Source organism: Flagellatimonas centrodinii (assembly GCF_016918765.2).
In the GTDB taxonomy this organism is placed as follows: domain Bacteria; phylum Pseudomonadota; class Gammaproteobacteria; order Nevskiales; family Nevskiaceae; genus Polycyclovorans; species Polycyclovorans centrodinii.
Genome location: NZ_CP092104.1, coordinates 2804462 through 2831054 on the forward strand (window position 1 = coordinate 2804462; position 26593 = coordinate 2831054).

Sequence of the window (26593 nt, forward strand, 5' to 3'; positions counted from 1 at the left end):
GTGGGCGTCACCCTCGACGGCAAGCTGGTGGTGGCGCTGTCGTCGAGGGCGCTGTTCGACTTCGAGGAAGAAAACCGCATTTTCGAAGCGGAGGCCGACCACGCCTACATGAAGCTGCAGTTGGAGCGCATGGAGACTCCGGCCCGGCCGGGGGTGGCGTTCCCGCTGGTGAAGAAGTTGCTCGCGTTCAACACCGGTGAGCAGGCGCGGGTTGAAGTGGTGTTGTTGTCTCGCAATGACCCGGTGTCAGGGATGCGAGCGTTTCGCTCGGCAGCGCATCACGACCTTGCCATCGAGAGGGGGATGTTCACCCGCGGACGCCCCCCGTTCCGATACCTGGACGCCCTGCGCGCCCACCTGTTCCTGTCGATGAACGAAGACGACGTGCGCGCGGCGCTGGTGGCAGGGGTGCCGGCTGCCCGCGTATTTGCCCACTCGGCGCGGGCTTCCGAGGCGCATGTCAACGAGATCCGTATCGCCTTCGACGGCGACGCAGTCCTGTTTTCGGATGAGGCTGAACAAGTGTTCCAGGATCAGGGGCTGGATGCCTTTACCCGGCACGAGCAGGACGCCGTCAGTCGGCCGTTGCCTCCGGGGCCTTTCAAGCCCCTGCTGCAGGCCCTGCACACCTTGCAGAAGGCTGCCGGGACGTCGGTGCCGGTGCGCTTGCGGACAGCGCTGGTCACTGCCCGCAGCGCGCCCGCCCACGAGCGCGCCATTCGAACCCTGATGGCCTGGGGCCTGGAGGTGGACGAAGCCATGTTCCTCGGCGGGCTCGACAAGGGTCGTTTCCTGCACGCCTTCGAGCCGGACTTCTTCTTCGACGACCAGACCCGCCACTGCGACTCTGCGGCCGAGGTGGTCCCCACCGGACACGTCGCCGGCGGTCGACTCAACCGAGTACCTGACTGACCTGTGCCACCGCCCAGCGCTCGCTCCAGCTGTGCAGGCTGTAGCGGTCGACATAGCCGCAGTGGCCGCCGTGACGCGTGCGCTGAAAATCACGCACCGCACCCTCCGTCCCCAGCCCGTCGAAATCGGCGGCCGGAATCACCGAGTCATCTTCTGCAGTGAGAATCGCCAGTGGCGTCGGGCTCGCCACCAGTTGAGCCGGCGTCAGGGTATAGGCTGCGAGGTAGGCCTCCATCGTCGGGTATTCGGTGTAGTCCTCAACGAATGCGCGGGTGATCTCGACAAAGCTGCGAATCCGGTAGTGACGTTGGAAATCGTATTCACCCGGCCAGGCGGCTGCCTTGCGTTGTAGGGTCTGGTGCCACTTGTCGATGAAGTAACGGTGGATCAGGGCAGGGCCGGCGTCGATGGCCGCCAGCGTCGCCCCCGGGGTCATGACCGGCGACACCGCCGCGCACAGCCGCGGATGCAGGCCGTGGGCCGGCCCCTGCAGGCCGACCCGCAGCGTGAAGTTCCCCCCGAGCGAGAAGCCCAGCACCACCAGCGGCAGGTCAGCGTGGGTCTGCTGCAGCTGCAGCAGTGCCGACAGCACCTCGCGCAGGCGTGCCGAGTGGAACATTTCCCGATTGAGATGATGGGTGTCGCCGTGGTCCCGCAGGTTGAGCCGGAACAGCGCATGGCCGGCCTGATACAGCGCCGCGGCAACGCCATAGAGGTAGCTGGACTGATGGCTGCCTTCCCAGCCGTGCAGGAGCACCACCAGCGCGCGGGCCCGTGGGTGGGGAGTGTAGTGCCCGGTCATGATCACCGGCGCGCCGTGTTCGTCCTCACAGTGCAAGGTTTCGGGGGTCGAAAGCGTACTGAGATCGATGCCGGCACGGCGCCAGATGCGAGCGGCTGGCCGTTTGCTGGCCAGCACCGACTGGATAAATCCGCTGCGCAGCCCCGGCGGCGGCCGAAACGCTTCCAAGCGGGTCATGTCGCGACCAGCAGCCGGACCAGAATGTCTTCGTAGAGCGCTGACAGTGGCGCCAGATCTGCCACGCGGACATGCTCGTCCACCTTGTGAATGGACGCGTTGATCGGTCCGATCTCGACCGTCTGCGCCCCCCAGGGGGCGATGAAGCGGGCATCCGAGGTCCCGCCGCCAGTAAACAACTGCGGATCACGTCCGGTCACCGACCGGATTGCCGCGCGGGCAGCATCGATCAGTGCGCCCTGCTCGGTGAGGAACGGTTCACCCGAAACCTGCCAGTCGAGGGTGTAGCGCAGGCCCTCCCGGTCGAGCAGTGCATGAACGCGTGCGCGCAGGCTGTCGGCGGTTGATGCAGTACAGAAGCGGAAATTGAAGACCACGTCGAGCGCGCCGGGCACCACGTTGTTGGCACCCGTGCCGGCATGGATATTGGAGATCTGGAACGAGGTTGGCGGAAAATGGGCGTTGCCGTCGTCCCAGCGTTCCGCCGCCAGCGCCGCCAGCGCCGGGCCGAACCGTAGGATGGGGTTCTCGACCAGATGTGGATAGGCGACATGTCCCTGGCGCCCCTCGATCCGCAGGATGCCGTTGAGCGAGCCCCGTCGGCCGACCATGATGCGGTCGCCCAGCGCTTCGTTGCTGGAGGCCTCGCCGACAATGGCGTAATCGGGCACCACGCCCCGTGCCTTCAGCACCTCGACCACATGGCGGGTGCCATGCCGCGCCACGCCTTCCTCATCGCTGGTGATGAGGAAGGCCAGGGTGCCGCGCCAATCATCACGGGCCACAAAGCGTTCGACGGCACAGACCATGGCGGCGATGCCGGACTTCATGTCAGCCGCGCCGCGGCCATAAAGCACGCCGTCGCGTTCGCTGGGTTCGAACGGGTCGGACGACCAGGCCTCCAGCGGGCCGGTGGGGACCACATCGGTATGCCCGGCGAGGATCATCAGTGGGCCGTCGCCTCGCGACAGGGTTGCCCACAGATTGGTGACACCCTCGGCATTCAGCCACTCGGCCTGAAAGCCGAGGGGTGCGAGACGCGACATCAGCAGCCGGCAGCAGTCATCGTCGTTGGGGGTCAGCGAGCGGCGGGCAATCAACGCCCGGGTGAGAAGCAATGTGTCGTCGGCAGCGCCCATGACAGTCTCGATTGGGAACCGTGCAAGGATAGCGGTCGGATGCCGGGGCCGGTGAATGGCCGGCCCCGGCTTTGACATCAGCCGCTGGCCTGCGCCTCGCGCAACAGCTCGTTGATGCCGGTCTTGGCGCGGGTCTTGTCGTCCACTCGTTTGACGATGACCGCACAATTCAGGTGGTAGCGGCCGCCATCACGGGGCAGGCTGCCGGCCACGACGACGCTGCCGGGCGGCACCGCGCCGAAGCTGGTGGTCTGCGTTTCGCGGTCATAGATCGGGGTGCTGGCGCCAATGAAGACACCCATCGAGATGACGCTGCCCCGGCCGATCACCACCCCTTCAACGATCTCGCTGCGGGCGCCGATGAAGCAGTCGTCCTCGATGATCGTCGGGTTGGCCTGCAACGGCTCGAGGACCCCGCCGATGCCGACGCCCCCTGACAGGTGCACGTTTGCCCCGATCTGGGCGCAGGAGCCGACGGTTGCCCAGGTGTCGACCATGGTGCCGCTGCCAACCCAGGCGCCGATATTGACGTAGCTGGGCATCAGCACCGCGTTGGGAGCGATGTAGGCGCCACGACGTACCGCCGCCGGGGGCACCACTCGCGCACCCTGGCGGGCGAAATCGTCCGCGCTCCAGCCTTCGAACTTGAGTGGCACCTTGTCGAAGCCGCGCAGGGCGCCCATGTCCACCGGCGCATTGTCCTGCAGGCGGAACGACAGCAGCACCGCCTTCTTCAGCCAGGCATTGACCTGCCAACCGCCATCGACCGGCTCGGCCACCCGCGCCTCGCCGCGATCGAGCAGCCCGATAGCCTGCTCGACCGGATCGCGCATGGCAGGGTTTTGTGCATCGAATTCGGCGCGGTTGTCCCAGAGGGCATCAAGGGTGGCTTGCAAGGTCATGGTCATTCCTGGAATGTCGATAGGTATCGGTATGGGGAGCGCGGCGCGATTCATGCCGCAACATGGCGCTGCTCAGGTGTCGGCTTCGGGACGATTGAGCGTGCGGGTGATGACTTCGCGCAGCTCGTCGAGTAGCCGTTCGTCGGTGATGGGTCGATCAAGCCGATCGGTGATGTAGAAGACGTCCTCGGCGCGTTCGCCGATGGTGGCGATCTTGGCGGCATCCACCAGGATGCCGCGCTTGGCGAAGATTCTTCCGATCATCGACAGCAGGCCCGGCTGGTCGGCGGCCACCAATTCCAGCAGGGTGCGACGTCCGGCGGTGTCCTGGCGAAAATGTACCCGCGTCGGTGTGTCGAAATGTTTGAGCCGGTGCGGGGTGCGGCGATTGACCGAGACGGTAGAGGTCTCCGGATCGCTCAGCACCTTGCGCAGCTGCTCGGTGATTTCGGGTGAGCGGACGCTGGCATCGATCGGACGATTGTCGGTTTCGGCAACCACGTAGGTGTCGAGCACGTGACCGTCACGGGTCGTGTGCAGCCGGGCGTCGAGGATGTTGAGGCCCAACCGGGCCAACACGCCGGTCGACAGGCCGAACAAATGATCGCGATCGTAGGTGTAGATGAAGACCGAGGTGCCGCGCTCCGGCAGCGTCTTGACCAACACCAGGGGCATCGAGGACTCGCTGACCTGCAGCAGTTCCGGCAGGTGCCAGGCCAGTTCCTCGGGACTGTGCCGGAGGAAATAGTCGGCGTCGAATTGCGACCAGACCGCCGCAACGGATTCGCGGGACACCGCCTGGTCCGACAGCAGCGCCAGCGCCTCGGCCTTGACCTCGGCGATCAGTTCTTCTTCCCGCAAGGGGTTGCTGAGGCCCCGCTCAAGTGCCCGGGCGGTGGAGTTGTAGAGCTCGGTCAGCAGGCTCTCGCGCCAGGAGTTCCACAGCGCCGGGTTAGTGGCACGGATGTCGGCGCAGGTCAGCAGAAACAGATAGTCCAGCCGGTGACGGTCCTCCACCTTGGAGGCAAAGGTGGCGATCACCTGGGGATCGGTCACGTCCTGCTTCTGGGCGGTGAGCGACATCATCAGGTGCTGGCGCACCAGCCAGGCGACCAGTTCGGCATCGGCATGGGACAGGCCATGTTCGAGACAGAAGGTTCGGGCCTCGTCGCTGCCGAGTTCGCTGTGGTCGCCGCCCCGGCCCTTCGCCATGTCGTGGAACAGGGCGCCGAGATACAACAGTTCCGGCTTCGGCAGACGCTTCATCACCTCATGCGCGAAGGGCAGCTCGTCGGCGAAGCGCTGCATCACGAAGCGACGGGTGTTGCGCACCACGTAGAGCACATGCTCGTCGACAGTGAGGGTGTGAAACAGGTCGTACTGCATCAGACCGACGATGGTGCCAAACGCCGGCAGATAGGCGCCGAGCACGCCGTAACGGTTCATCCGCCGCAGATTGCGGGTCAGGCCGCGGCCCTCGCGGAACAGTTCAATGAAGATGCTGCGGGCGCGCACGTCGCGACGCACGCTGTCATCGAGCAGTTTGCGATCGCGCAGGATCATGCGCAGCGTCTGCGCGCGGATGCCATCCAGCCGCGGATGGGTCTGCAGCAGGTTGAAGATCTCCAGCAGGGCCCAGGGGGTGCGCCGGAACACGTCGTCGTCCACCGCTTCTATGTAGTTGCCTCGCTGCTGGAACCGGCTATTGAGCGGCACCACCGGCGCCGGCACGCCGCCATCGAGGATGGCCTCCTCGAACAGTTGCAGCAGCAGGTCATTGAGGCAGGACAGCGACTTGATCGTGCGGTAATACAGCTGCATGAACTGTTCGACGCCGCGATTGCGGTCATTGTCGATGTAGCCGAACAGTTCGCCCACCTTGATCTGATGATCGAACAGCAGGCGGTCTTCGCGACGGCCGGTGATCATGTGCAGCGCGAAACGCACCCGCCAGAGGAAATCCTGTCCGGCGAACAACTCGTCACATTCCTGCTTGGTGAGGAACCCGCGTTCGCGAAGTTCACTCAGGGTGCCACTGCCAAAATGGCGCCGGGCCACCCAGGCCACGGTATGGATGTCGCGCAGCCCGCCCGGGCTCTCCTTGACGTTCGGCTCAAGCTTGTATCCGGTATCGTCATACTTGCGATAGCGCGCCGCCTGTTCGGCCTTCTTGGCCTCGAAGAACGCGCGCACCGGCCACAGCCGGTCCGGGGTCAGCGCCGCCTGCATTTCATTGACCAGCCGGGGATCTCCGGCCAGCCGACGCGCTTCCAGCAGATTGGTGATGACGGTGATGTCCTTCTCCGCCTCCAGCACGCAGTCCTCGATGGTGCGGACACTTTGGCCGACTTCGAGACCGATGTCCCAGCCGAAGGCGGTGATCTGTTCCAGTGCGGAGCGATGCAGGTTCAGTGCATCATTCTGGTGCAGTAACAGAATGTCGATGTCCGAATGCGGCAGCAGTTCGCCACGGCCATAGCCGCCGACCGCGACCAGCGCGAGATCGGGGGGGTCGTCTGGCAGAAACTTCGCCCAGACCGCCGCCAGCACCTCGTCGACCAGGTGGGCGCGGGCGAACACCAGGGTCTCCGCCGAGGCGCCGTCGTGGAACAGGCTGAACAGCCGCTCCCGCCCCCAGGCGAGGGTGTCGCGGAAGGCGGCAACCGAGAACTGGCCGGCGGCCAGGCGGGCACGGATACGCTGCGGGGAGAAGACGTTGGCGCCTTCGTCACCATCGTCGTCAAGAGCTGAGTTCATTACAGGGCCCCGTCACGTAGCGTCAGGACCTCGAAGCCGGTTTCGGTCACCAGGATGGTGTGTTCCCACTGGGCGGACAGGGCATGGTCTTTGGTCACCACGGTCCACTGATCGGGCAACTCCTTCACCTCGGCGCGCCCGGCGTTGAGCATGGGTTCGATGGTGAACGTCATGCCGGGCACCAGTTCAAGACCCGTGCCAGGCCGCCCGTAGTGCACCACTTGCGGGTCTTCGTGGAACACCTCGCCGATGCCATGGCCACAGTACTCGCGGACGATGCTGAAGCCGCGCGCTTCGGCATAAATCTGGATGGCGTGGCCGATATCGCCCAGCCGGGCGCCGGGCTTGACCTGACGGATGCCCTCGATCATCGCCTGATGGCAGGTTTCGACCAACCGGCGGCCGAGCACCGAGGGCTCGCCGACGAAGTACATCTTGCTGGTGTCGCCGTGGAATCCGTCCTTGATCACCGTGACATCGATATTGAGGATGTCGCCCTTCTTCAGCACCTTGGGGCCGGGAATGCCGTGGCAAACCACATGATTGACCGAGGTGCAGATGGCGCCGGTGAACGGCGGGCGGGAGCCGCCGGCGGTATACCCGACGGTGGCGGAGACGCAACCGAGCGGTCCTTCGATGTAGTGTCGGGCAATGCGGTCAAGCTCGGCGGTGCTGATACCGGGGCGGACGTGGTCCTCCAGCATCATCAGCACCGAGGCGGCGGCTTCACCGGCCGCGCGCATCTTGGCCTGTGCATCGGGGGATTTCAGCGTAATGCCCATCAGGACGGTACTCACACCACCCTGGCCACCGGGTGCGGCCGAGAAGTGGTTGTTTTCAAAGGGGGCGCAATGGTATAAAGCGCGCCCTTCAAAGGCAATTGTGCCGATGAAGGAATTCATTCGCGCCGACCAAGGGTGACCGCCAGTCGGTTCACTGGCGCGATTTGCCACTATAACCCTAGGAGTCATGGCCATGGCCGATATCACCATGCGTCAGTTGCTGGAAGCCGGCGTTCACTTTGGACACCGCACCCGCTACTGGAACCCCCGGATGGAGCAGTTCATCTTCGGGGACCGCAACCGTATTCACATCATCAACCTCGAACAGACCCTGCCGATGCTGCGGGATGCCTGCTCGTATGCCGGCAAGATCGCCGCCAACGGCGGCCGCATTCTGTTCGTCGGGACCAAGCGCGCCGCCCGTGACGCGATCGAGGAAGAAGCCCGCCGCTGCGGCATGCCGTACATCAGCCAGCGCTGGCTGGGTGGCATGCTCACCAACTTCAAGACGGTCAAGGCATCGGTCAAGCGCCTGATCGAAATGGAGAAGCAGGTCGAGGACGGCTCCATCAACCGCCTCACCAAGAAGGAACAGCTGATGTTCCAGCGCGAGTTGGAAAAGCTCACCCGCTCGCTGGGCGGCATCAAGGGCATGCCGAGCCTGCCCGACGGGCTGTTCATCATCGACACCGGCTACGAGAAGAACGCCGTGGCCGAGGCCCGCAAGCTGGGGATCCCGGTGATCGCCGTGGTCGACACCAACAACGACCCCAGCCTGATCGACTGCGTGGTGCCCGGCAACGATGACGCCACCCGCGCCATCAAGGTTTACACCCAGTGTGTGGCCGACGCCATCATCGAAGCGCGTGCCGCCAGCGGCGTGCCGTTCCGCGAAGCGCCGGAAGAGCCCCAGGCCGACGAGCGTTCGTCGCGTCCGCGCCGGCCCGGTCCGCGTCGCGAGGGTGACCGCCCCCGTGGCGGTGGTGGTGGCAGCCGTGGCCCGGCACCGGTGAAGGCCGCTGAAGCGGCTCCGGCGCCGACCGCCGCGGTTGAAGCGCCGGCAGCTGCCGACGCACCGGCCGAGGCCGCACCCGCTGACACACCCGCCGCAACCTCAGGGGAATAGCCGCATGACCATTACAGCCGCGCTCGTCAAGGAACTGCGTGACCGCACCAGTGCCGGGATGTCCGACTGCAAGAAAGCGCTGGAAGCGACCGGTGGCGATCTCGACAAGGCCGCAGAAAAGCTGCGCATGGACGGGATGGCCAAGGCCGACAAGAAGGGCGCCCGCGTGGCGGCCGAGGGCGTGATCGCGCTGGCCTCGGGCGATGACGCCATCGCCCTGGTCGAGCTCAACTCGGAAACCGACTTTGTCTCCAAGGGCGACGACTTCAAGGCGTTCGCCCAGCAGGTCGCCGATCTGGCGCTCAAGCACCGCCCCGCAGATCTCGAGGCGCTGCTGAAGCTCGATGCCGGTAACGGCTCACTCGACGAACAGCGGCGCGGCATGGTGGCGCGGATCGGCGAGAACATCTCGGTCCGTCGCTTCGCCGTGGTGGCAAAGAGCGGTGGTGACATCGCGCATTACATGCACGGTGCCAAGATCGGCGTGGTGGTGGCGATGAAGCAGGGGAGTGCCGAAGTGGCGCGTGACGTGGCGATGCATATTGCCGCGTCGAGCCCGCGCTTCCTCGATGCCGATGCGGTGCCCGAGGACGTGTTGGCGGCCGAGCGCAAGATCATCGAGGCGCAGTCGGCCGAGCAGGCCGCCGGTAAGCCGGCTGAGATCGTGGCCAAGATGATGGATGGCAAGATCCGCAAGTTCGTTGCCGAAATCACCCTGACCGGTCAGCCGTTCGTGAAGAATCCGGACCAGACGGTGGCGCAGCTGCTGAAGGCTCATGATGCCGAAGTGGCCAGTTTCGTCCGCTTCGCGGTGGGCGAGGGGATCGAGAAGGAAGTGACCAACTTCGCGGACGAGGTGGCGGCCCAGGCCGGCCTCTGAAGCCCGCTTCTCGGTTACCATTGCAGTATCTGAAAAGGCCCCGGAAACGGGGCCTTTTCCTAGGACCCGCCGACACGCTGCCGGCGGGACTGACGCGTCCCAGAGGGAACTGCCATGTCGTCTTCGCCTGTGTACCAACGGATCCTGCTGAAGCTGTCTGGTGAAGCGCTGATGGGCGATGCCAATTTCGGTATTGCCCCGCAGGTGATGAATTTTCTCGCCGGTGAGCTCAAGTTGGTGATCGACGCCGGCGTGCAGGTGGCGCTGGTCGTGGGCGGCGGCAACATCTTCCGTGGCGAAGGCCTCGCGCGTGCCGGGATGGATCGGATCACCGGCGACCATATGGGGATGTTGGCCACCGTCATCAACGCACTGGCATTGCAGGATGCCGTTGAACGGGTCGGGCTGGAGGTGCGGGTGATGAGCGCCCTGCGCATCAACCAGGTCTGTGAGGACTACATCCGGCGACGGGCCGTACGCCACCTCGAAAAAGGCCGTGTGGTGATCTTCGCTTCCGGCACCGGCAACCCCTTCTTTACCACGGATTCGGCGGCAGCCCTGCGCGCGGTCGAGGTGGGTGCCGACTTGCTACTCAAGGCCACCAAGGTCGATGGTATCTACACCGCGGACCCCAAGAAGGATGCGACCGCGACCCGGTATGCCGAGCTTACCTATGACCAGGCCATCGACGGACGTCTCGGCGTCATGGACCAGACCGCCCTGGTGCTCGCCCGCGATCACCGGATGAAACTCTGCGTCTACGATATGGACCGTCCGGGTGCGTTGATGCGCATCCTCGGCGGCGATACCTCGATCGGCACTTACGTGCAGGCCTGAACACTTTCGTGCTGTTCCCCATTTTTCGGAGTTGACCATGACCGATCTCACCACGCTCAAGCGCGACGGCGAAAAGCGGATGCAGAAGTGCATCGACACCCTCGGTAACCAATTGATGAAGCTGCGTACCGGCCGCGCCAACGCGTCCCTGCTTGATCATGTCCGGGTCGATTATTACGGCTCCGAGGTGCCGGTCTCGCAGTTGGCCAACGTGGTGGTGGAGGATGCCCGCACGTTGTCCATTACCCCGTGGGAAAAGAACATGGTGTCGGTGGTGGAGAAAGCCATCCTCACCTCCGATCTCGGACTGACCCCGAACACCGCTGGCAATACCATGCGCATCAACCTGCCACCGCTGACCGAAGAACGGCGGCGTGAGCTGGTGAAGGTGGTGAAGGGCGAGGCCGAGCAGGCCAAGGTAGCGATTCGCGGGATCCGCCGCGATGCCAACCAGACAGTCAAGGACATGCTCAAGGACAAGGCGATCACCGCCGACGACGAAAAGCGGGCCGAAGCCGATATCCAGAAGCTGACCGACCAGTATGTGACCAAGGTCGACGATGTCGCTGCCGCCAAGGAAAAGGAGTTGATGGCGATCTGAGGCTGATGTCCGTCCCCAGTGACAAGCTGCCCCGGCATGTGGCCGTCATCATGGACGGCAATGGCCGCTGGGCGCAGCACCGCGGCGAAGCGCGTGGATTCGGCCACCGTGCCGGGGTCGAGGCCGCCAGAGGGCTGATGAAGGCGGCGGCGGAGTACGGCATCGAGGTACTGACGGTTTACGCCTTCTCGCAGGAGAACTGGCAACGCCCGGGTGCCGAGGTGGCGTTGCTGATGCAGCTGTTCTCGCGCGCCCTGGACCGGGAGGTTGCCGAACTGCACGCCAACAACCTGCGGCTCCGGTTTATCGGCGACCGCAGCAGGTTCGAAGGCGCCCTGACCCGGGCGATGGGCCGTGCCGAAGCCCTGACGGCGGGCAACACCGGGATGACCATCCTCATTGCCATCGGCTACAGTGGGCAATGGGAGCTCGTGCAGGCGGCAGAACGCTGTCGTCTGGCAGGGACACCGGTCACCGTGAGCGCGTTGGCGGCACAGCTGGAAACGGCCGGCCTGCCCGACGTCGACCTGTTGATCCGCAGTGGCGGCGAGCACCGGATCAGCAACTTCCTGCTCTGGCAGTCGGCCTACGCCGAACTGTACTTCACTGATCAACTCTGGCCCGATTTCAATCGCGAGGCGTTTGACGCCGCACTGCACTGGTACGCTGCCCGTGAGCGCCGCTTCGGCGGCCTGGCAACGCCGGGCGACTCAACAACCTGACCGCCGACGCGCATACTGCGCGGAATCGGCCCCGCAACCGCGGCGACACCACAACATCATGCTGCTACCCCGTCTGCTGACCGCCCTGATTCTGCTGCCACTGCTGTTGGGGCTGGTCTGGTTTGCGCCAACGGTTTGGGTCTATGCCGTATTCGCAGGGGTTGGTGGCCTGGCCGCCCGGGAGTGGGCGGCCCTGTGTGCTTGGGGGCGGCGACCTGGCGCCGGGGTCGCCTACGGTGGGCTGGTGGTCGGCATGCTGGCGGTGGCCTGGTGTCTGCCCGCACGTGACCAGTGGCTACCCTGGTTGCTCGGGCTCGCCGCACTGCATTGGCTGGCGGCAGTGTTTTGGTTGCGGGCCGGCCCCACGCGGCTGGCAGCGCTCGCCGACAGTCCGCTGAGTGCGGTGCAAGGATTGCTCCTGCTCTCCACCACGATGCTCGCATGTGCGCATCTGCATGCGCAGCCCGACGGTGCCGTCAAGTTGTTGTTCGCCTTCTTTCTGGTGTTTGCCGCCGATGTCGGCGCCTACCTGGCCGGTCGCAACCTCGGTCGCCACAAGCTGGCGCCGGCGATCTCTCCGGGCAAGACGCTGGAAGGTGCAGTGGGGGGTCTTGTGCTGTGCGGCCTGTGGGCGCTGACAGCGGGGGTGTGGATTTTCGCCATTCAGGGATGGGCCGCCGTCGGATTGGTGGTGCTGTGTCTGGTTGTGGCCGCGGGGTCGGTGGTGGGCGACTTGCTGGAATCCGCTTTCAAGCGTGCGGCCGGGGTCAAGGACAGCGGCCAGTTGCTACCCGGTCATGGCGGTGTGCTGGATCGAGTCGACAGCGTGGTGGCGGCACTGCCATTGTTCACCTTCGGGCTCATGCTGATGGGGTTGGCATGAAGCAGTTGGTGGTGCTCGGCGCGACCGGTACCGTCGGTCGCAATACGCTGGACGTCGCGGCGCGGCATCCGCAACGGGTCACGGTGCTGGCGCTGACCGCCAACCGGGATGTCGACACCATGTTTGGCCTTTGCCAGGTGCATCGACCGGCGTTGGCCGTCATGCGCGATGCCGGGGCCGCGCTGACCCTTGGACAACGGTTGCGAATGTCCGGCCTGGCCACCGAGGTCCTCGCGGGTGCTGACGGATTGCACAGCGCAGCCTGTCTGCCGACGGCAACGCACGTGATGTCGGCGATCGTCGGTGCAGCGGGCCTGCTGCCAACGCTGGCGGCGGTGGATGCCGGCAAGCACGTGCTGATCGCCAACAAGGAGCCACTGGTGATGGCCGGGCCCTTGATCATGGCCGCCGCCGCCCGCAGCGGCGCAGTGATTCTGCCGATCGACTCCGAACACAACGCTATCTTCCAGTGTCTGCCGGCAGGTTATCGCTGCGGGGCGGTGCCCCAGGGCGTTGCCGGCCTGGTGCTCACCGCATCGGGCGGGCCGTTTCGTGACTGGACGCCGGCACAGTTGGCAGCCGCGACCCCGGAAGCGGCGGTCAAACACCCCAACTGGGTAATGGGCCCCAAAATTTCGGTGGATTCGGCCACCATGATGAACAAGGGCCTCGAGCTGATCGAAGCTGCGGCCCTGTATGACCTGCCAGCCGACCGGCTGTCAGTGGTGATTCATCCCGAAAGCGCTGTGCACTCGCTGGTGAGTTACGTCGATGGCTCCCAGCTGGCCCAGCTCGGCAGCCCCGATATGCGGGTGCCGATCGCCCATGCACTGGCATGGCCGGAGCGGTGGGCATCAGGCGTTGCACCGCTGGATCTGGTGGCACTGGGCCGGATGCACTTCGAGGCGCCGGACCCTCAGCGGTTCCCCTGCCTGGACCTCGCGCGCGCCGCCTTGCAGGCTGGCGGACAGGCGCCGCTGGTGTTGAACGCCGCCAATGAAGTTGCGGTCCAAGCCTTCCTCGACCATCAGATGGGATTCATGGACATGCCGCGCGTGATCGAACACTGCCTGGAGGCCCACCCGGCGCCGTGCGCCAACGACCTGGATGCCGTGTTGGCGCTGGACGCCGCCGTGCGGCAGACGGCACGGGCGGCAGTCGGGCGGACGCCGGAGATGTCGGCATGATGGATTTTCTGTGGTCGGTGGGGGGGTTTCTCGTCGCCATCGGTGTGCTGGTGGCATTTCACGAGTTCGGCCATTACTGGGTGGCGCGGCGCTGTGGTGTTCGCGTGCTGCGATTTTCCATCGGTTTCGGCAAGCCGATCTGGACCCATCGTGCCGCCGACGGCGTGGAATGGTCGGTGTCGGCGATCCCCCTCGGTGGCTACGTCAAGATGCTTGATGGCCGTGAGGGCGACGTCCCGCCGGAACAAGCGCACCTGGCCTTCAACAATCAGACCGTCGGCAAGCGGGCCTTGATCGTGGCCGCCGGCCCGGCGTTCAACTTCGTGTTGGCGGCCGCGTTCTACTGGCTGATTTTCGTGATCGGCGTACAGGGTATGAAGCCACTGATCGCCGCGCCGCCAGCCGGCTCGGTGGCGGCCGTTTCCGGTTTGCAGGCGGGCGAGACCGTGCAACGCGTGGCCGGGGTCGAAACCCCCACCTGGCAGGTCTTGCACACCGAAATGATCGACCTCGCGCTGGATCGGCAGGCGGTGGCGCTGGACGTACTGGCGACCGACGGCTCCCCGCGAACGGTGTCGTTGGACCTGTCCGCGGTGCGGATCGATCCGGAGGTGCTGTTCACCGATCTCGGGCTGCGGCCCTTCGACCCGCCGGTGCCGGCGGTGATCGATCAGGTGATCGACGGAGAGGCCGCCGCGCGCGCCGGGTTCGTCAGCGGCGATCGGCTGCTGGCGGCAGATGGTGAAACCATTGAGTCCTGGCAGCAATGGGCCGCCTGGGTTCGGGCGCGCCCGGCCGAGCTGGTGCGCGTTCGCTTCGGCCGTGACGGGCAGATTCTGGAGCAGGACGTCATCCTTGGGGATGTCGAAGGCCAGGGCCGGTTCGGCGCCAGCGTGGCGATGCCGGCAGACTTGTGGCAGGATTTGCGCGCTGAGCATCGACTGGGTGTGCTGGCGGCGTTGCCGGCCGCGGTGACGCAGACCTGGAAGATGTCTGCACTGACGCTGAAGATGTTGTGGCGCATGGTGCTGGGGGATGTGTCCCTCAAGAATGTCAGCGGACCCATCCAGATCGCGCAGGTCGCGGGGTTCTCGGCTCAGGTCGGGTTGGTTTCGTTCCTGAGCTTCATGGCGGTTGTCAGCGTCAGTCTGGGTGTGTTGAACCTGTTGCCCGTGCCCATGCTGGATGGTGGGCATTTGCTGTATTTCGGCGTTGAGGTGGTGAAGGGCTCGCCCGTTTCGGAGCGGGTCCTTGAGGCAGGGACGCGAGTGGGTTTGTTATTTCTGGTCGCGCTCATGAGCCTCGCCTTCTATAACGATATCGTGCGACTGATTCCTTAAAAGAAAGAAGCGAAGACCCATCGATGGGGTTCAAATCCAAGGTATTCAATTACGTGGCGTTCGCCATGGCCGGGCTTTTCATTGCCGGCTCCGCGTCCGCTTTCGACCCGTTCGTGGTGAAGCAGATCCGCGCCGAGGGCCTCGAGCGGCTCGAGGTCGGCACCCTGCTGACCTATCTGCCGTTATCGGAGGGTGATGAGCTCAACACGCTGACCTCCCGGCAGGCGATCCGCGCGCTTTACGGCACGGGCCTGTTCGAGGACGTGCAACTGGAGCGCGAGGGCGATGTGTTGGTCATTCGGGTGGAAGAACGCCCGGCCATCAGCACGTTCGAGATCGAGGGCAACGAAAAGATCGGGGGTGACGAGCTCAACGAATCGCTGACCGACCTCGGCCTGGCCGCCGGCGAGCTGTTCAAGCGCGAGTTGCTGGACCAGGTCGAACAGGAGCTGCAGCGCCAGTATTACGCCAACGGCTACTACGATATCGAGATCGAGACCGCCGTTACCGAAGAGCCCAACAATCGCGTCAGCCTCAAGATCGATGTCACCGAGGGTCGCCAGACCCGCGTCCGCAGCATCAACATCCTCGGCAACAAGGCGTTCTCGACCGACGAGCTGAAGGAACAGTTCAAGCTCGAAGCCACCAACTGGCGGCCGTTCCAGTCCACCGACAAGTATTCGCGCCAGCAGCTCGGCGGCGATCTTGAATCCCTGCAGTCCTATTACCAGGACCGCGGCTACCTCAAGGCGACCGTGTCGTCGGTACAGGTGGCAATGACCCCCGAGCGGGATGCGATCTACGTCACCATCAATCTCGAGGAAGGCGAGGTCTATCGCATCAAGGACACCAAGCTGTCCGGCGAGACCATCGTCAACCCGGCGTTCCTCAAGCAGTTGTTGTCGACCCGCGCCGGCGATGTTTTCTCCCGTCGTCTCGCCACCGAGAGCGCCGACCGCATCGAGGTCGCACTGTCGGACATCGGCTACGCCTTTGCCGAGGTGGAGCCGGTGCCGGAAGTGGACGAAGAGAACCGCGAGGTGGTGCTCAACTACGTCATCGAGCCCGGGAGCCGCGCCTATATTCGTCGCATCACGTTCACCGGCCACACCTCCACCAACGACGAGACGCTGCGCCGGGAAATGCGCCAGTTGGAAGCCTCGCCGTTCTCGAAGAGCGCGGTCGAGCGCTCCCGCGTGCGTCTGGCCCGCTTGCCGTTCCTGGAGGAAGTGGAAGTCGAGACCGTGCCGGTTCCCGGCAGCGAAGACCTGGTGGATATCGTCTTCACCGTCAAGGAACGGCCGCCCGGTTCGGTGCAGTTCGGTGTCGGCTTCTCCGGTTCGCAGGGCTTCCTGGTGACCGGGCAGGTGACCCACACCAACTTCCTCGGCACCGGCAATCGGGTGGATCTGTCGGTCGACAACAACACCATTTCGCGCAGCATCAGCGCGTCATGGACCGACCCCTATTTCACCGAGGACGGCATCAGCCAGAGCATCTCCGGCTTCTACCGGCGGTCCGAATCGGTGATCCGGTTCAGTTCGGGCTTCAACACCAATGTGGTGGGGCTCAATCTCACCTATGGCATTCCGCTGTCGGAGTTCGCTGCATTCCGGATCGGCGGTGGTGTCGATCGCACTGCGATCGAAACCTTCCCGGGATCGTCTTCCAACGAGGTGCTCACCTTCGCCATCGAGAACGGCACGCTGTTCACCAATTTCGAGCTGCGGACCGGGATCACCTTCGACTCCCGCAACCGGACGTTCTTCGCCAGCCGTGGGGCGCTGCACCAACTGAACTTCGACGTCACTGTGCCGGGCAGCGACTTGCAGTTCTACACGGTGTCGTACCGGGCGCAGCAGTATCTGCCGATCTGGCGCGGCTTCTTCCTCGAGATGAACGGCTCGGCGGCCGTGGTGGAGCCCTACGGCGATACCCGCTCGGTGCCGCCGTACCAGAACTTCTTTGCCGGCGGGCCGCGGACGGTGCGGGGTTACCGCGACGGTACCCTGGGCCCGCGCGACACGCCGTTCAACAACCCGTTCGGGGGCACCGTGAGGACGACCCTGCAGAACAAGTTGATCATCCCGCTGCCGATCGAGAGCGATGGTCGGTCGACCCGTCTATCGCTGTTCTACGATATCGGCAACGTGTTTGCGGAACCTTCCGACTTCGAGGCTGACGAATTGCGGCAGTCGGCTGGTATCGCCTTCTCCTGGTTCACGCCTTTCCTGGGGCTGCTCGATCTGTCGTACGCCTTCCCGCTGAATGATCAGCTGGGCGACGAGACCGACCGTTTCCAGATCACCTTCGGCCCCGGATTCTGAGGCCGACCCGTTTTACCCCCACTAACTACACTCCTGGACGAGACTTCACCATGAACACTTCCAAATCAATCTACGGCTCCCTTCTGGCGATGGCGCTGATGGCGACGCCGGCGCTGTCGATGGCGCAGGGTGCCAAGATCGGTGCCATCCGGACCTCCGAGGTGGTGCTGCAATCCCCACAGTTCAAAGCCGCCTCCGAGAAGATGAAGGCCGAGTTTGAACGCCGTCGTAATGAACTCGAAGCCTCTGCCAAGAAGTTCCAGGAAGATGCCGAGAAGTTCCAGAAAGAAGCTGACCTGCTGTCCGCCGCGGATCGTGCCAAGCAGGAAAAGGAACTCAACACCCGGCGGATCGACATTGGCTACCAGCAGCGCCAGCTGCAGGAAGACGTGCAGAACCGTGACCGCGAGCTGACCCAGGAGATGCAGGGCAAGATCGCCCAGGTTATCGAGGACGTGGCCAAGGCCGGTGGCTTCGACCTGGTGGTGCAGGATCCGGCCTACGCATCGGATGCGGTGAACCTCACGGACGAAGTGATCGCCAAGCTGAAAACGCTGAAGTAGCGCGTCGGTGGCGAGCCTGTTGCTGTCGGCCCTCGCCGAGCGCTTCTCGCTGCGCCGCCAGGGTGATACAGACCCCCTCATCGAGGGGGTCTGTACGCTGACCCCCGGAAAGCCCGGAGGTATCGGCTTTCTGGCCAATCCCCAGTATCGGAAGGCACTGGCCGCTTCGGCCGCCAGTGCCGTTGTCGTGTCCGAACGTGACGCCGAAGTGGCGCCGATGCCGGTGTTGGTGGCGGCTGATCCGTATCTCGCATTTGCGCGAATCGCCGCCCTGTTCGACCCGACGCCGGCGACAGTTCCCGGTATTCACCCCTCGGCGGTAATCGGCGCCGGCAGCGCAATCGATGAGACCGCCGAGATCGGGCCGCTGGTGGTGGTCGAGCCCGGCGCGCATATTGGCCCCGGGGCCTATGTCGGCGCCCATAGCGTGGTCGGGCGCGATGCCGTCATCGGCGCTGAAACCCGGCTGGAAGGGCGCAACTGGGTCGGCGCCCGTAGTCAGGTGGGTGCCCGCTGTCGGCTCAACGCCGGCTGTGTCATCGGCGCGCGCGGCTTCGGGCTGGCGCCGACACCCCAGGGCTGGGAAGAAGTGCCGCAATTGGGGCGGGTGGTGATCGGCAACGATGTCGAAGTCGGCGCCAACACCTGCATCGACCGGGGCGCCATCGATGACACCGTCATCAGCGACGGCGTAAAACTGGACAACCTGATCCAGATCGCGCACAACGTCCACATTGGCGCGCACACGGCCGTGGCTGCCAATACCGGCATCGCCGGTTCGACACGCATTGGCGCACGGTGCCTGATTGGCGGGGCGGTCGGCATTGCCGGACACCTCACCATCGTCGATGACGTGGTGGTGCTGGCGCGGGCGATGGTGACCCACAGCCTGATGGAAAAGGGGGCATACGGTTCCGGTCTGCCGGTTGCCGATGCCCGCAGTTGGCGGCGCCAGGTGGCGCATATCCGCCGGCTGGACCGCTGGGAGGCGCGCCTGAAGCGCGTGGAGCGGCAGAGGGACCTGCCTGATGACGATGGCGAGCCCCGGGGGGCCTCTGATGATTGATATCCGCACCATTCTCGAGCTGTTGCCACACCGATCACCGTTCCTGCTGGTCGACCGCGTTCTGGAGCACGACGACCAGCATCTGGTGGCGATCAAGAACGTGACGTACAACGAGCCGTTCTTTCCCGGACATTTTCCCGGTGTGCCGACCATGCCGGGTGTCCTGATGTTGGAGGCGTTGGCACAGGCCTGCGGTCTGCTGGCGGTGTTGCGTTCCGGCCTGCGGGCCGATTCCGGGCTGCTGCTGTACTTCGCCGGTATCGACGAAGCGCGGTTCAAGCGCCCGGTCGTTCCCGGGGACCAGCTGATCCTGACCGGCACGCTGATCAAGCAGAAGCGGGATATCTGGAAGTTCGATGCCCGCGCGATGGTGGGCGATGAACTGGCCTGCGAGGCGAAGATGATCTGCGTCTTGCGGCATCCGGCGAACATGAAGGACCGGGGTTGATGGCGAAGATTCATCCGACCGCCGTGATCGACCCCGGTGCCGAGCTCGCGGCCTCGGTGTCGGTGGGGCCGTACAGCATCATCGGTGCCGATGTCAGGGTCGGGGAAGACACCGTCATCCACGGGCACGTCGTGCTGGATGGCCCGATGACGATCGGTGCCCGCAACGAGTTCTACCCGTTTGCCGCGATCGGCGCGCTGTCGCAGGACAAGACGGCCCGTCGCGACGAGCCGACGTCCACCGTGATCGGCGACGACAACGTCATTCGCGAGTACGTGTCAGTGCAGCGCGGCACCATGAAGGAATGGGACACCAAGCAGGGTGTCACCCGGATCGGTGACCGCAACCTGATCATGAACTACTGCCACATCGCCCATGACTGCGTCATCGGCAGCGACGTGATCATGGCCAACAATGCCAGCCTGGCCGGCCACGTCGAGATCGGCGATTTCGCCGGGCTCGGTGGATACACGCTGGTCTACCAGTTCTGCCGCATTGGCGCGCATGCCTTTACCGCGTTTTCCAGCGGCATCGCCGGCGACGTGCCGCCCTTCGTGCTGGTGCAGGGCAATCCCGCAGAGGCGCGGGCCATCAACAAGACCGGCCTGAGCCGCCGCGGTTTCTCGAAGGCCGCCATCGAGGCGATTGAAGAGGCCTACAAACTGATTTACCGCTCCGGCAAGCTGATGGCCGACGTCCGCCGCGAACTCGCCGAGCGCGCGCCGACGTCCCCCGAGGTGGCGCAGATGGAAGCCTTCATCGCGGCGGGCAAGCGGCCGCTGGCGCGCTGACATGAAAGTGGCACTGGTCGCCGGAGAACTGTCGGGCGACTTGCTGGGCGCTGCCGTCATCGAAGGTCTGCGGGCACGGGTGCCCGAGCTGCAGTGCTACGGCGTCTGCGGTGATCGTATGCGCGCGGCGGGCTGCAAGCCGATCGCCTCCATCGACGAACTGTCGCTGATGGGCATCGCCGAGGTGCTGCCGGCCCTGCCGCGGCTGTTTCGGCTGCGGGCGCGCCTGATCGAGCACATCCTCGCCGATCCACCGGACGTGGTGGTCGGGATCGATGCGCCCGACTTCAATCTCGGACTCGAGCGTCGCCTGCGCGAGGCCGGTTTGCGGACGGTTCACGTCGTCAGCCCCACCATCTGGGCCTGGCGCCAAGGTCGGGTGAAGGCCATTGCCCGTGCGGTGGATCAGATGCTCTGCCTGTTCCCGTTCGAGCCGGCGTTCTATGCTGGCCATCGGGTTCCCGCCACGTTCATCGGCCACCCACTGGCCGATCAACTCGACGATGCGGTGACGCCGGCCCAGGGGCGTGTCGCGCTGGCGCTGCCGGAGCGACCGACCCTGGCAGTCCTGCCGGGCTCGCGCAGTGGCGAGGTCAAGCACCTGATGGCACCGTTCGCGGCGGCTGCCGCCCGGTTGGCGGAACAGATTCCCGGTCTGCAGGTGCTGACTCCGGTGGCCAAGCCCGGCTTGCGGGCGGCCATCGAAGCCACCCGGCAGCAACGGGCGCCCGGTCTCGACTGGCAGTGTCTGGCCGGCAACACGCGCGGCGTGCTGCAGGCGGCGGATGCGGTCTTGCTGGCTTCCGGGACCGCGACCCTGGAAACCCTGCTGCTCGGCCGTCCGATGGTGGTGGGTTACCGCACCGGGCCGCTCACCGCCTGGTTGATGCTCAAGGCCGGCTTGCTCAAGAGCCGACATGTCAGTCTGCCGAACCTGCTGGCGGCCACCGCCACCGTGCCCGAACGGCTGCAGCAGGCCTGTCACCCGCAACAATTGGCCGACGACCTGTTGCCGCTGCTGACCGATGCCGCAGCGCGAGAACGGCAGCTTGTCACCTTTGCCAGCGTGCGGACGCAGTTGGCGGGTGGCGCCGGTGATCGTGCCGCCGAGGCCATCCTGGATGGTCTGACCGCGTAAACTGCCGGCATGAAGGGGGATCTCATTGCCGGTGTCGACGAGGCGGGGCGGGGCTGTCTGGCCGGGCCCGTGGTGGCCGCCGCGGTGATTCTCGCGGCGCCGATCGACGGCCTGCGGGACTCCAAGAAGCGGAGCCCGGCGCGCCGCGCCCGGCTGGCGGAGCAAATCCGTCAAACGGCGCTGGCCTGGTCGGTGGCCCAGGCCTCGGTGGAGGAGATTGACCGCCTCAATATCCTCCAGGCCAGCCTGCTGGCCATGCGGCGGGCGGTGACGACCTTGCCGCGACCGCCCACCCACGTGCGGGTGGATGGCAATCAGGACCCGCATGTCGGCCTGCCGACCACCTGCGTGATCGGCGGCGACGGCCAGCATGCCGAGATCATGGCCGCCAGCATCCTGGCCAAGGTGGCGCGCGACGAACTGCTCTGCCGACTTGATGCGGCGCATCCAGGCTACGGCCTGGCCCGGCACAAGGGCTACGGCACCGCCGGGCACCTTTCGGCGCTGCAGGCACTGGGGCCTAGCCCGTTGCACCGCATGAGTTTTGCCCCCTGCGCCGGGCTGCGCTCGGTGGGTGGGTCGCCGGTAGCCGGCCATCCGCCGCTGACGCTGGCCGGGCCGGGGCGCTGAGCAGCCGTGTCCTTCGTCCACCTGCGACTGCATACCGAGTACTCGCTAACGGACGGCGTGGTTCGCATCGAGCCGCCCAAGCGCAAGGGGGGCGGGCAGGGCGCCACCCTGACCTCGCGGGCGGCCGAACTCGGGTATCCGGCGGTGGCGGTCACCGACCAGTCGAACCTGTTTGTGCTGGTGAAGTTTTACAAGGCGGCGGAGTCTGCCGGCCTGAAGCCGCTGATCGGCTGTGACGTCTGGTTGGAGCCGGATGCCGCCGGCGACAGCCCGGAACGACTCACCTTGCTGGTGATGAATGACACCGGCTTCCGCAACCTCACCCGCCTGCTGTCGCAGGGGTACACCGAAGGCCAGGCGCGCGGCACCCCGCAGTTGCAGCGCGACTGGCTGGCCGACAATGCCGACGGATTGCTGGCCCTGACCGGGCGTGACGGCCCCGTGTTTCGCGCTGCCGCCGCCGACCAGGTGGCCCCCGCCCAGGCCGCGCTGGCGGCTTTGCAGGCAGTCTTTCCAGACCGGCTGTACCTTGAGGTGAGCCGCTGTGAACGCCCCGGCGACGAGGCCTGGGTCGAGCAGGCCTGCGCGCTGTCGCGGGCCAGCGGGGTGCCGGTGGTGGCCACCAACGACGTGCGGTTTCTGCGGCGGGATGACTTCGACACCCATGAGGCGCGGGTGTGCATCGCCCAGGGGCGGGTGATCGCCGATGAGCGCCGCCCGCGCGACTACACGCCCGAGCAGTACCTGAAGTCTCCCGAGGAGATGGCGGCACTGTTCGCCGATCTGCCGGAGGCCCTCGAGAACAGTGTCGAGATCGCCCGGCGCTGCACCCTCAGCCTGGCCTTCGGCACCTACCACCTGCCCAATTTTCCGGTGCCGGAGGGGATGACGACCGATGCCTTTCTGGTCGCCGAGGCACAGCATGGACTGGAGGTGCGTCTTGCCCAGCAGCCGCGCGCGGCCTCACGCGAGACCTACGAGGCGCGGCTGGCGTACGAACTGGACATCATCGAAAAGATGGGCTTCGCCGGGTACTTTCTGGTGGTGGCCGATTTCATCCAGTGGGCCAAGGCCAATGGATGCCCAGTGGGGCCCGGTCGCGGTTCGGGGGCGGGCTCGCTGGTGGCCTACGCGCTGCGGATCACCGACCTCGACCCCTTGCCCTACGACTTGCTGTTCGAACGCTTCCTCAACCCCGAACGTGTCTCCATGCCCGACTTCGACGTCGACTTCTGCATGGACAACCGGGACCGCGTCATCCAGTACGTCAGCGAGCGTTACGGGCGTGATCGGGTCGGGCAGATCATCACCTACGCCACCATGGCTGCCCGCGGGGTGGTGCGTGATGTCTGCCGTGTGCTCGGCCACGGCTACGGCTTTGGTGACCGTCTCGCCAAGCTGATCCCCGGCACCCCCGGAGCGACGCTGGCTGATGCGATGGAGGAGGTGCCTGAGCTCAAGGCCAGTTATGCGCAGGACGAGGAAACCCGGGCCGTGCTCGATCTCGCACTGTCGCTGGAGGGCATCACCCGCGGGGTCGGTGTGCATGCCGGCGGGGTGGTGATCGCGCCACAACCGCTGACCGATTATTCCCCGCTGTTCTGCGAACCGGGTGGCGGTGGTTTGCGCACCCAGTTCGATATGAAGGACCTGGAAACCATCGGGCTGGTGAAATTCGACTTTCTTGGCCTGAAGACCCTGACCATCATTGAGGAAGCGGTGCAGAACATCGCCCGTGGTCGCGGCCAGACGCTCGACATGCTGCAGCTGCCGATGGACGACCGTGAGACCTACGAGCTGTTTGCCAGCGGCGATACCACCGCGGTGTTCCAGATGGAATCGCCCGGTATGCAGCGCGCCTCACGCGACCTCAAGCCCGACTGCTTCGAGGATATCGTCGCCCTGGTGTCGCTGTACCGGCCGGGTCCGATGGACCTGATCCCCGACTACTGCGCCCGCAAGCGCGGTGACGCGCCGGTGGAATACCTGCACCCGGAGATGGAGCCGGTGCTCAAACCCACCTACGGCATCTTCGTCTACCAGGAACAGGTCATGCAGATGTCGCAGCGGATGGCCGGCTACACGCTCGGCGGTGCTGACCTGCTGCGCCGAGCCATGGGCAAGAAGAAAGCGGACGAAATGGCGACCCAGCGCGCCATCTTCGAGCAGGGCGCCGAGACCCGCGGTATCGACACGCAGGTCGCCAGCGGCGTCTTCGACTTGATGGAGAAGTTTGCCAACTACGGCTTCAACAAGTCGCATGCAGCCGCCTATGCCCTGGTCAGTTATCACACCGCCTGGCTGAAAACCCACTACCCGGCCGAGTTCATGGCGGCAGTGCTGTCCTGTGAAATGGCCCACACCGAAACCATTGTGGTCATGCGTCAGGAGTGTCTGCGCATGGGGTTGCAGGTGCTGCCGCCGGACATCAACGAGAGCCATATCCGGTTCGCGGTGCCGGCAGCCGGTCAGGTGCGCTACGGGCTCGGCGCCATCCGCGGGGTTGGCGAAGGCGCGCTGCAAGGCATTCTCGACGAGCGAGACCGCAACGGCCGCTTTCGCGACCTGTTCGATTTCTGCCACCGGATTGATCTCAAGCGAGCCAACAAGCGGGTGCTGGAAGCCCTGATCGGCAGCGGCAGTCTCGACAGCTTCGGCCTCAGCCGGGCGTCGCTGATGGCCACTTTGCCGAAGGCCCTGGGGCTGGCTGAACAGGCGGCGCATGCCGCCGACAGCGGGCAGGAAGACCTGTTCGGCGCCAGCACCGGGAGCAGCGCCGCCAGCCCCGACCTGCTGCCGGAGTCGGTTCCCGATTGGTCACAGCGGCAGACCCTCGAGAAGGAACGGGAAACCCTGGGATTCTATTTGTCGGGGCATCCGATCGATGCCTATTCGGAATGGGTCGGTCAGATTTGCAGTGGACCGTTGGCCACGCTTATCGGAGCGCCACCACCGCCACCGGCGAAGCCGGACGCCAAGCCGGTCTGGCAGCCGCGGGTCAAGGCCATGTTTGCTGCCTGGGTCACTGACCTGCGTTTCTTCAAGGGCGACAAGTCGGCCGAAGGGCGGATGGGACGGGCCAGCTACAAGCTCACCCTGGATGATCAGACGGCACAGATCAGCGCCTGGATCGATGCCGATCGCTGGGCGCAGGTGCAAAGTCAGGTGAAGGTGGAGCAGTTGTGCTTTGTCATCGCCGAGCTCGGTTGGTCCCCGGGTCGCGAGGGGCGTGCGCCGGAGCCACGGCTCTACAACCCCGAATTTCTGGGGGTCGAACAGGTATTGCGCGAATACGCGCTGCGGCTGAACCTGCGCTGGCGCCGCGCGGCAGCCGATGTGCCAGCGCTGCGCCGCCTGCTGGCGGACGCCCGTGATCGCTATGGCGTCCCGATCATGCTGTCGCTGGAAACGGCCAGCGGTGTCTGCGAGGTCGAATTCGACACTGAATGGCGTGTGCGCCTCAGCGACGCCCTGTTGCAGTCTCTGTCCGGTTGGCTGGGGGCGGATTGCGTTAAAGTCCAATTCCGAAAGTACGTCCCTCCGGTGGTTGAACGTCGCGCCGAGCGCTCGTTCGCCAATGTCGGCGGCGACGACGAATGAACTGCCCGTCTCGTCCATGAACCTCAATTACCTCGATTTCGAACAACCGATCGCCGAGCTCGAACAGAAGATCGAGGAACTCCGCTTCTCGACCAATGGTTCCGGTGTCAACCTCAACGAGGAAATCACCCGACTGCAGGGCAAGAGCCGCGAGTTGACCGAGAAGATCTTCTCGTCGCTGACGCCATGGCAGGTCGCCCAGTTGGCGCGGCACCCGCAGCGTCCCTATGCCCTCGACTATGTCCGCGAATTGTTCACCGAGTGGGAAGAGCTGCACGGTGACCGGCACTGTCACGACGACCCCGCCATCGTCAGTGGTGTCGCCCGGCTTGATGGCCGTGCCTGCGTGGTGATCGGGCAGCAGAAGGGCCGCGATGCCAAGGAACGGGTACACCGCAATTTTGGTATGCCGAAGCCCGAGGGCTATCGCAAGGCACTGCGGGTGATGAAACTGGCTGAGAAGTTTCATCTGCCGGTGCTGACCTTTATCGACACCCCGGGGGCCTATCCGGGCATCGACGCCGAGGAACGGAATCAGTCGGAGGCCATCGCCCGCAACCTGTTCGAGCTGTCGCGGCTGCGGACGCCGGTGCTGGCGACGGTGATCGGTGAGGGTGGGTCGGGCGGTGCGCTCGCCATCGGTGTCGCCGACCACGTGATGATGCTGCAGTACAGCATCTACTCGGTCATTTCGCCCGAAGGGTGTGCGTCGATCCTCTTCAAGGATGCCGGTCGTGCCGCCGAGGCTGCCGAAGCCATGCGGATCACCGCACGCGATCTCTACGGGCACCAGCTGATTGACGAGATCGTGGCGGAGCCGCTGGGTGGCGCCCATCGCGACGTCAACACCATGATGCAGACACTGAAGTTGCGGCTCATCGCCAACCTCGAACGGCTGCGCGGCATGCCGCTGACCCAGCTCGCGGCCCGTCGGCAGCAACGGCTGATGGGCTACGGCGCCTTCGAGCAAGTTGCCTAGACGC

23 protein-coding genes are annotated in these 26593 nt (G+C 65.3%); 18 read left to right on the forward strand and 5 right to left on the reverse strand.

What is annotated here, in order from left to right:
• Window positions 1-912 (forward strand): 5'-nucleotidase, encoded by a 912-nt coding sequence (locus tag JN531_RS13495; RefSeq protein WP_228349380.1) that lies wholly within the window; start codon window positions 1-3, stop codon window positions 910-912.
• Here the strand turns inward: JN531_RS13495 and JN531_RS13500 are convergent.
• The 5 genes from JN531_RS13500 to map all read right to left on the reverse strand — a co-directional run bounded on the left by JN531_RS13500 (window position 893) and on the right by map (window position 7471).
• Entirely contained in the window at window positions 893-1891 is a 999-nt protein-coding gene (locus JN531_RS13500; protein WP_228349381.1) for a YheT family hydrolase, read from the reverse strand. The two genes, JN531_RS13495 and JN531_RS13500, sit on opposite strands and share 20 nt — an antisense overlap.
• Window positions 1888-3030: a succinyl-diaminopimelate desuccinylase gene (gene dapE / locus JN531_RS13505; RefSeq protein ID WP_228349382.1), complete on the reverse strand. Its 1143-nt coding sequence runs from the start codon at window positions 3028-3030 to the stop codon at window positions 1888-1890. Before dapE ends, JN531_RS13500 begins: the two co-directional genes overlap by 4 nt.
• Window positions 3031-3107: 77 nt before the next feature.
• On the reverse strand, window positions 3108-3938 hold the full coding sequence (gene dapD / locus JN531_RS13510) for a 2,3,4,5-tetrahydropyridine-2,6-dicarboxylate N-succinyltransferase (RefSeq protein ID WP_366522380.1): 831 nt from the start codon (window positions 3936-3938) through the stop codon (window positions 3108-3110).
• A gap of 66 nt (window positions 3939-4004) precedes the next feature.
• Complete coding sequence (gene glnD, locus JN531_RS13515; protein ID WP_228349384.1) at window positions 4005-6689, reverse strand: [protein-PII] uridylyltransferase; 2685 nt, start codon at window positions 6687-6689, stop codon at window positions 4005-4007.
• Entirely contained in the window at window positions 6689-7471 is a 783-nt protein-coding gene (gene map, locus JN531_RS13520) for a type I methionyl aminopeptidase (RefSeq protein ID WP_366522438.1), read from the reverse strand. Before map ends, glnD begins: the two co-directional genes overlap by 1 nt.
• Window positions 7472-7664: 193 nt before the next feature.
• On the opposite strand from map, the gene rpsB reads away from it, so the two are divergent.
• The 17 genes from rpsB to JN531_RS13605 all read left to right on the forward strand — a co-directional run bounded on the left by rpsB (window position 7665) and on the right by JN531_RS13605 (window position 26589).
• The gene (rpsB, locus tag JN531_RS13525) at window positions 7665-8597 is read left to right on the forward strand and encodes a 30S ribosomal protein S2 (RefSeq protein ID WP_228349386.1); all 933 of its coding nucleotides are present in this window, start codon (window positions 7665-7667) and stop codon (window positions 8595-8597) included.
• Window positions 8598-8601: 4 nt separating this feature from the next.
• Entirely contained in the window at window positions 8602-9477 is an 876-nt protein-coding gene (gene tsf / locus JN531_RS13530) for a translation elongation factor Ts (protein ID WP_228349387.1), read from the forward strand.
• Between the two features lie 114 nt (window positions 9478-9591).
• Window positions 9592-10314: a UMP kinase gene (gene pyrH / locus JN531_RS13535; protein WP_228349388.1), complete on the forward strand. Its 723-nt coding sequence runs from the start codon at window positions 9592-9594 to the stop codon at window positions 10312-10314.
• Between the two features lie 37 nt (window positions 10315-10351).
• Entirely contained in the window at window positions 10352-10915 is a 564-nt protein-coding gene (gene frr, locus JN531_RS13540) for a ribosome recycling factor (RefSeq protein WP_228349389.1), read from the forward strand.
• A 5-nt stretch (window positions 10916-10920) separates the two neighbouring features.
• Window positions 10921-11637, forward strand: coding sequence for a polyprenyl diphosphate synthase (uppS, locus tag JN531_RS13545; RefSeq protein ID WP_228349390.1), 717 nt, complete (start codon window positions 10921-10923; stop codon window positions 11635-11637).
• Between the two features lie 58 nt (window positions 11638-11695).
• The gene (locus JN531_RS13550) at window positions 11696-12520 is read left to right on the forward strand and encodes a phosphatidate cytidylyltransferase (protein ID WP_228349391.1); all 825 of its coding nucleotides are present in this window, start codon (window positions 11696-11698) and stop codon (window positions 12518-12520) included.
• Window positions 12517-13707, forward strand: a complete 1191-nt coding sequence (locus JN531_RS13555) for a 1-deoxy-D-xylulose-5-phosphate reductoisomerase (RefSeq protein ID WP_228349392.1) — start codon at window positions 12517-12519, stop codon at window positions 13705-13707. The genes JN531_RS13550 and JN531_RS13555 overlap by 4 nt, the downstream gene beginning before the upstream one ends.
• A complete protein-coding gene (gene rseP, locus JN531_RS13560; RefSeq protein WP_228349393.1) occupies window positions 13704-15047 on the forward strand; it encodes an RIP metalloprotease RseP in 1344 nt (447 codons plus the stop codon). The genes JN531_RS13555 and rseP overlap by 4 nt, the downstream gene beginning before the upstream one ends.
• 23 nt (window positions 15048-15070) lie before the next feature.
• Window positions 15071-17374, forward strand: a complete 2304-nt coding sequence (gene bamA / locus JN531_RS13565) for an outer membrane protein assembly factor BamA (protein ID WP_228349394.1) — start codon at window positions 15071-15073, stop codon at window positions 17372-17374.
• 50 nt (window positions 17375-17424) lie between these two features.
• Window positions 17425-17937, forward strand: a complete 513-nt coding sequence (locus tag JN531_RS13570; RefSeq protein WP_228349395.1) for an OmpH/Skp family outer membrane protein — start codon at window positions 17425-17427, stop codon at window positions 17935-17937.
• Between the two features lie 7 nt (window positions 17938-17944).
• Window positions 17945-19003, forward strand: a complete 1059-nt coding sequence (lpxD, locus tag JN531_RS13575) for a UDP-3-O-(3-hydroxymyristoyl)glucosamine N-acyltransferase (protein ID WP_228349396.1) — start codon at window positions 17945-17947, stop codon at window positions 19001-19003.
• Window positions 18996-19451 carry a 3-hydroxyacyl-ACP dehydratase FabZ gene (fabZ, locus tag JN531_RS13580; protein ID WP_228349397.1) on the forward strand — a complete coding sequence of 152 codons (456 nt, stop codon included), beginning with the start codon at window positions 18996-18998 and terminating at the stop codon, window positions 19449-19451. Before lpxD ends, fabZ begins: the two co-directional genes overlap by 8 nt.
• Window positions 19451-20242 (forward strand): acyl-ACP--UDP-N-acetylglucosamine O-acyltransferase, encoded by a 792-nt coding sequence (gene lpxA, locus JN531_RS13585; RefSeq protein WP_228349398.1) that lies wholly within the window; start codon window positions 19451-19453, stop codon window positions 20240-20242. Before fabZ ends, lpxA begins: the two co-directional genes overlap by 1 nt.
• Window position 20243: 1 nt before the next feature.
• On the forward strand, window positions 20244-21380 hold the full coding sequence (gene lpxB / locus JN531_RS13590; protein WP_228349399.1) for a lipid-A-disaccharide synthase: 1137 nt from the start codon (window positions 20244-20246) through the stop codon (window positions 21378-21380).
• 9 nt (window positions 21381-21389) lie between these two features.
• On the forward strand, window positions 21390-22010 hold the full coding sequence (rnhB, locus tag JN531_RS13595) for a ribonuclease HII (protein ID WP_228349400.1): 621 nt from the start codon (window positions 21390-21392) through the stop codon (window positions 22008-22010).
• A 6-nt stretch (window positions 22011-22016) separates the two neighbouring features.
• Complete coding sequence (gene dnaE / locus JN531_RS13600; RefSeq protein ID WP_228349401.1) at window positions 22017-25610, forward strand: DNA polymerase III subunit alpha; 3594 nt, start codon at window positions 22017-22019, stop codon at window positions 25608-25610.
• Between the two features lie 16 nt (window positions 25611-25626).
• Window positions 25627-26589 carry an acetyl-CoA carboxylase carboxyltransferase subunit alpha gene (locus JN531_RS13605; protein WP_228349402.1) on the forward strand — a complete coding sequence of 321 codons (963 nt, stop codon included), beginning with the start codon at window positions 25627-25629 and terminating at the stop codon, window positions 26587-26589.
• The last annotated feature ends 4 nt before the right edge of the window (window positions 26590-26593 follow it).

What these genes read in the sequence shown, in the direction of transcription:
- JN531_RS13500 (WP_228349381.1), bottom strand. Translation starts at nt 1,891, where the DNA reads ATGACCCGCTTGGAAGCGTTTCGGCCGCCGCCGGGGCTGCGCAGCGGA.
- dapE (WP_228349382.1), bottom strand. Translation starts at nt 3,030, where the DNA reads ATGGGCGCTGCCGACGACACATTGCTTCTCACCCGGGCGTTGATTGCC.
- dapD (WP_366522380.1), bottom strand. Translation starts at nt 3,938, where the DNA reads ATGACCATGACCTTGCAAGCCACCCTTGATGCCCTCTGGGACAACCGC.
- glnD (WP_228349384.1), bottom strand. Translation starts at nt 6,689, where the DNA reads ATGAACTCAGCTCTTGACGACGATGGTGACGAAGGCGCCAACGTCTTC.
- map (WP_366522438.1), bottom strand. Translation starts at nt 7,471, where the DNA reads ATGGGCATTACGCTGAAATCCCCCGATGCACAGGCCAAGATGCGCGCG.
- rpsB (WP_228349386.1), top strand. Translation starts at nt 7,665, where the DNA reads ATGGCCGATATCACCATGCGTCAGTTGCTGGAAGCCGGCGTTCACTTT.
- tsf (WP_228349387.1), top strand. Translation starts at nt 8,602, where the DNA reads ATGACCATTACAGCCGCGCTCGTCAAGGAACTGCGTGACCGCACCAGT.
- pyrH (WP_228349388.1), top strand. Translation starts at nt 9,592, where the DNA reads ATGTCGTCTTCGCCTGTGTACCAACGGATCCTGCTGAAGCTGTCTGGT.
- frr (WP_228349389.1), top strand. Translation starts at nt 10,352, where the DNA reads ATGACCGATCTCACCACGCTCAAGCGCGACGGCGAAAAGCGGATGCAG.
- uppS (WP_228349390.1), top strand. Translation starts at nt 10,921, where the DNA reads ATGTCCGTCCCCAGTGACAAGCTGCCCCGGCATGTGGCCGTCATCATG.
- JN531_RS13550 (WP_228349391.1), top strand. Translation starts at nt 11,696, where the DNA reads ATGCTGCTACCCCGTCTGCTGACCGCCCTGATTCTGCTGCCACTGCTG.
- JN531_RS13555 (WP_228349392.1), top strand. Translation starts at nt 12,517, where the DNA reads ATGAAGCAGTTGGTGGTGCTCGGCGCGACCGGTACCGTCGGTCGCAAT.
- rseP (WP_228349393.1), top strand. Translation starts at nt 13,704, where the DNA reads ATGATGGATTTTCTGTGGTCGGTGGGGGGGTTTCTCGTCGCCATCGGT.
- bamA (WP_228349394.1), top strand. Translation starts at nt 15,071, where the DNA reads ATGGGGTTCAAATCCAAGGTATTCAATTACGTGGCGTTCGCCATGGCC.
- JN531_RS13570 (WP_228349395.1), top strand. Translation starts at nt 17,425, where the DNA reads ATGAACACTTCCAAATCAATCTACGGCTCCCTTCTGGCGATGGCGCTG.
- fabZ (WP_228349397.1), top strand. Translation starts at nt 18,996, where the DNA reads ATGATTGATATCCGCACCATTCTCGAGCTGTTGCCACACCGATCACCG.
- lpxA (WP_228349398.1), top strand. Translation starts at nt 19,451, where the DNA reads ATGGCGAAGATTCATCCGACCGCCGTGATCGACCCCGGTGCCGAGCTC.
- lpxB (WP_228349399.1), top strand. Translation starts at nt 20,244, where the DNA reads ATGAAAGTGGCACTGGTCGCCGGAGAACTGTCGGGCGACTTGCTGGGC.
- rnhB (WP_228349400.1), top strand. Translation starts at nt 21,390, where the DNA reads ATGAAGGGGGATCTCATTGCCGGTGTCGACGAGGCGGGGCGGGGCTGT.
- JN531_RS13605 (WP_228349402.1), top strand. Translation starts at nt 25,627, where the DNA reads ATGAACCTCAATTACCTCGATTTCGAACAACCGATCGCCGAGCTCGAA.